Genomic DNA, 3886 nt, shown 5'->3' on the forward strand with positions numbered 1-3886 from the left:
GAGCGGCTCTGTTACCGTCAGTTCTGTGGTTTCCGGTGTAGCAACAGGAGCAGGCGGCGTTGCTTCACCACTATCTGCCGGTGTATCCGCGGCTTCTTTTGCCGGTTGCGGCAGCGTCAGTGTGCCGGACAGTGCCAGACTGCGGTCGGTCAGCGGGATAATGCCGGTCAGCGATAAAGCGCCTTGCATGGTCTCCGCTTTGGTGGTTTCCAGTGTGGCTACCCCATCGCCAAGCGAGGCTTTGACATCGAGGCGCTTGAAATCAAGGCTGACTTTGTCACGGCGTTGCAGGGCAAAGAAGCCCTCACTTTTCATTTTGGCAATAAAGTCATTGAGGTCAAAGCCCAGCATCCGGCCATTATTCAGCGTGAAGCTGATTTGTCCGCGTGCATTACGCAGCATGCTTTGCAGGCTTTGCGGTGAGGTTTCGGCTGTCACAGAGAGATTGCCCTGACCGCTCAAAATCGGATCGCTCAAACCGAGAGCCGTCAGAAATGCAGCACTGTCAATATTGGCCGCGTTGAGGCGAACACCGATATTGTCCTGCCCGTCTTCGGTCTGGGACAGTTTGATACTGGTCTGGATGGAGCCTTTAAAGGCTTTGGCATCGCCAATATCGAAGATTGCCTGACCATCGCGAATTTGCAGTGCAGCAGCAAGGCCGGTCATCTGCGCAGCGCCGATACTGGCATTCTGTGCTGAGAGGCGAATATCCAGATCGGCGCTGTTCAGCAGCCGTGTGTCAATCATGCGTGGCGGGGCATAACGATAGCCGCCGTAATTCTTCGCCTCTTCATCCTCACTGACTTTTGTAACCAGTGTGGTCACGGTGTGAAAGAAAGAAACGGCATTTAGAGTCTGGAAAGCCAGTGTGCCGGTCACCACCGGCCGCTGTTTGCCGAAGCCGATTTCCGCAGCACCTTTGGCCGGCATATTGTTGAGGTTGAGCACAATATCAGACAATTTAATGCGCAGCGGCGTGGCACTGACATTGGTTTCAATGCTGAAAGCATCATCTGCCGTAGCACGTAGAGAATAGCTGGCATCGGATGACAGACCCACCCAGTGCAGGCTTTCGCTGAGCGACGGGCTGGACAGGCTGAACGCACCTTCCGTGAAGATGTTTTCAGAAATATTGCTGCGTCCGTCAAAGCTGATGGTCAGCGGTTTGCTGGTTATCTGTGCGCTCATCTGGCTCATGCCGCGCGCCAGCAACAAAAGCGGCTGCGCAACATTCAGATTATAGTCCACGGTTTCATCATGCCAGACAGCCTTGCCTTTGACTGTTGCCGCGCTGGTTGTCTGCGGCCAGTCGATGCTTGCATTGATCTTGCTGATCTGTTCCTGACGTTCTGTATTACGGGTTGTGAAGCCGATACTGCTGTTTTCCAGAACCAGCCTGCCGAAAGGCATGGTTTGCAACTGCTTGTCGCTTTGCTGATCGCTGTCCGTTTTACGGGCTGTCACATTGCGCGCCTGCCGGATGGCAAGGCCAAGACGGCCGGAAGATGAGGCCAGCGTATTCACAAATTGCGGCAGGTCTTCCACCGGCTCACTCAGAGCGAAATGCGCATTGATGAGGCGGGTTTCCGTAAAGGCAACACGGCCGAACAGGGCATCAAGCGGCGACATTTCCACTTCAATGCGTTCCGCAGCCATAAACGGCGTATTGGCGTCGCCCATTTTGCTGACGGTGACATCGCTGAGCGAAGCACGAAAGACCGGAAAGAAACTCATACGCGGCGGCTGGCGAATTTCGACGCTGTAGCCCGTCCATGCGCTGATATTCTGAGCCAGATGCAGCCGTATGGAATCGGTTGAGACAATATAAGGCAGTGCAGCCAGTGCCCCGACAAACAGCACTGCTAAAATAACGATAACAGCCAGAACGGGGCGTATCAGCTTCATTGTGTTCCGATCACGTAACAAATTACATCAGGCTGAAATGATTTACAGCATTTCCAGCAAAAGTGTGAAGCGGTTTTGCGTGGATAATGCGTAACACAAAGAGATAGAGCGGTTCCGATTCAATATGAACCAGAACCGCTCTAGATCTCATTCTGCGAGAACGCGGGTCGGTGGGAAAGTAATTTCCACAGTCGTGCCCTGTTCCGGTGCAGATTCAATGGAGAACTGTGCGCGGTTTGCCTCCACCATTGCTTTCGTCAGAGGCAGGCCAAGTCCGGTGCCTTGCTGACGCCAGTCTTTGGTGTCGGGATTTTTGAGGGTTTGCGTCTGGCTATTATGATTGCTGACCTGCCGGAAAGGTTTAAGCGCTTGTTCCAGCTCGCTCTGGTTCATGCCGATACCGGTATCGCGCACGCGCATCACCACATGGCCTTCCGGCTCATAGCTGGTTGAAACAATCACCTGACCACCCTGACCGGTAAAGCGGATTGCATTGGACAGAAGATTGAGCGCTACCTGACGGATCGAACGGGCATCTGCCACAATATCCGGCAAAAAGGCTGAGAAACTGGAGCGGATAATCACACGCTCCCGATTGGCCTGCGGCTGCATCAGCGCCACAGCCTCTGCCAGCGCATCATTCAGCGCCACGGCTTCAAATTCCAGATCAAGCGCACCGGCTTCAATCTTGGAAATATCCAGAAGATCATTGACGAGCGCCAGCACATGATTGCCTGAACGATGAATGTCACGCAGATATTCACGATAGCGGTCATTGCCGATCGGGCCGAATTTTTCTTCAGCCATCAGTTCGGAGAAGCCGATAATCGCATTCAGCGGTGTGCGGATTTCATGGCTGATCCGCGCCAGAAATTCGGTTTTATGGGTTGATGCACGCTCGGCTTCCTGACGCGCTGAGGTCAGCTCTTCTTCCGCACGTTTCCACTGCGTAATATCGCGCATCACCGCGCAATAGCCTTTGGAGGCCGGCAGTTTGCCGATAGTCATAAACAGCGGAATGAAACGTCCCTGCGCTTCACGGCCGATCACTTCCCGCCCGTCATTGAGCAGGCTGGCAACGCCGTCGCCGGACAGACCGTGAATATAGTCAATCGCTGCACGCTGGCTTTCAATGGCAAAAAGAACGGCGAAGGATTTGCCTGATAATTCATTGATATCATAGCCGAATAGCGCCGCCGCAGATTGGTTGAGCGAACGGATTTTGCCGTCCTGCCCGATAATGACCACGCCGTCTGTTGCCGTATCCAGAATGGATGTCAGTTCATCAATCTGGGTTTGCAATGCATGAAAATCAGGTTGCGCACGATTGTCCGTTACAGGGTTTGCCGTTCCGGTATCTTCAGTTTTTGGTTCTTCTGGCTCGGCAGACTGAAATGCCAGTTCTGATTGCAGCTGATGAACGGCATTGTCCTGCGGCGCAGTCTCTGCTGTAATGCTATCGACCAGTTTTAACCGGCTTGACTGCTTGCTGATATCGTCATCATTATCCGCTTTCAGTACCAGTTCCGGCAACAGGCTCAACATCAAAGCGCGTGCACCCTGCCACGGAACGGACTGAAGATGGGCCTCAACAATCTTATGTCCGCCATCGGCGAGGCACAGAATCATGCCGCTGAGATTGCTGTCGTCTGACTGGGCAAACAGCGCGTCAATACCACCGGCATGGCGCAGATCATCCAGCGAATTATAGCCGGTCATGTCGAAAAATGCCTGATTGGCAAAATGCAGCCGGTCTGCACTGTGGATCAATACCGGAACCGGCAATCCGCTCAGCACATGCAGGTCTTCATCTTCCTGCGATACCGTATCAGCCTGTGCCGGTTTTTGTCCGGCTTGTTCGTGATGCTGGTTGTGGTTCGCAGGCTGTGTGTCATGCGGATAAGGGATATCTGATGCTTCAACAGGCAGCTGCGGAGCCGTAATAACCGGCTCCGCCTGCGGAAGTACGGGGGTATGT

The 3886-nt window shown here is 53.7% G+C and carries 2 protein-coding genes; both read right to left on the reverse strand.

Annotation, left to right across the window (positions count from 1 at the left end; translation table 11 throughout):
• Positions 1 to 1908: AsmA family protein (locus tag A918_RS19820; protein ID WP_022710507.1), on the reverse strand; the 1908-nt coding region annotated here is incomplete at its 3' end.
• A gap of 147 nt (positions 1909 to 2055) precedes the next feature.
• The coding region (locus A918_RS19825) for a PAS domain-containing sensor histidine kinase (RefSeq protein WP_022710508.1) at positions 2056 to 3886 on the reverse strand (1831 nt) is incomplete at its 5' end.

Origin of the sequence: Pseudochrobactrum sp. AO18b, assembly GCF_000409565.1 — a bacterium.
Taxonomy (GTDB): Bacteria; Pseudomonadota; Alphaproteobacteria; order Rhizobiales; family Rhizobiaceae; genus Pseudochrobactrum; species Pseudochrobactrum saccharolyticum.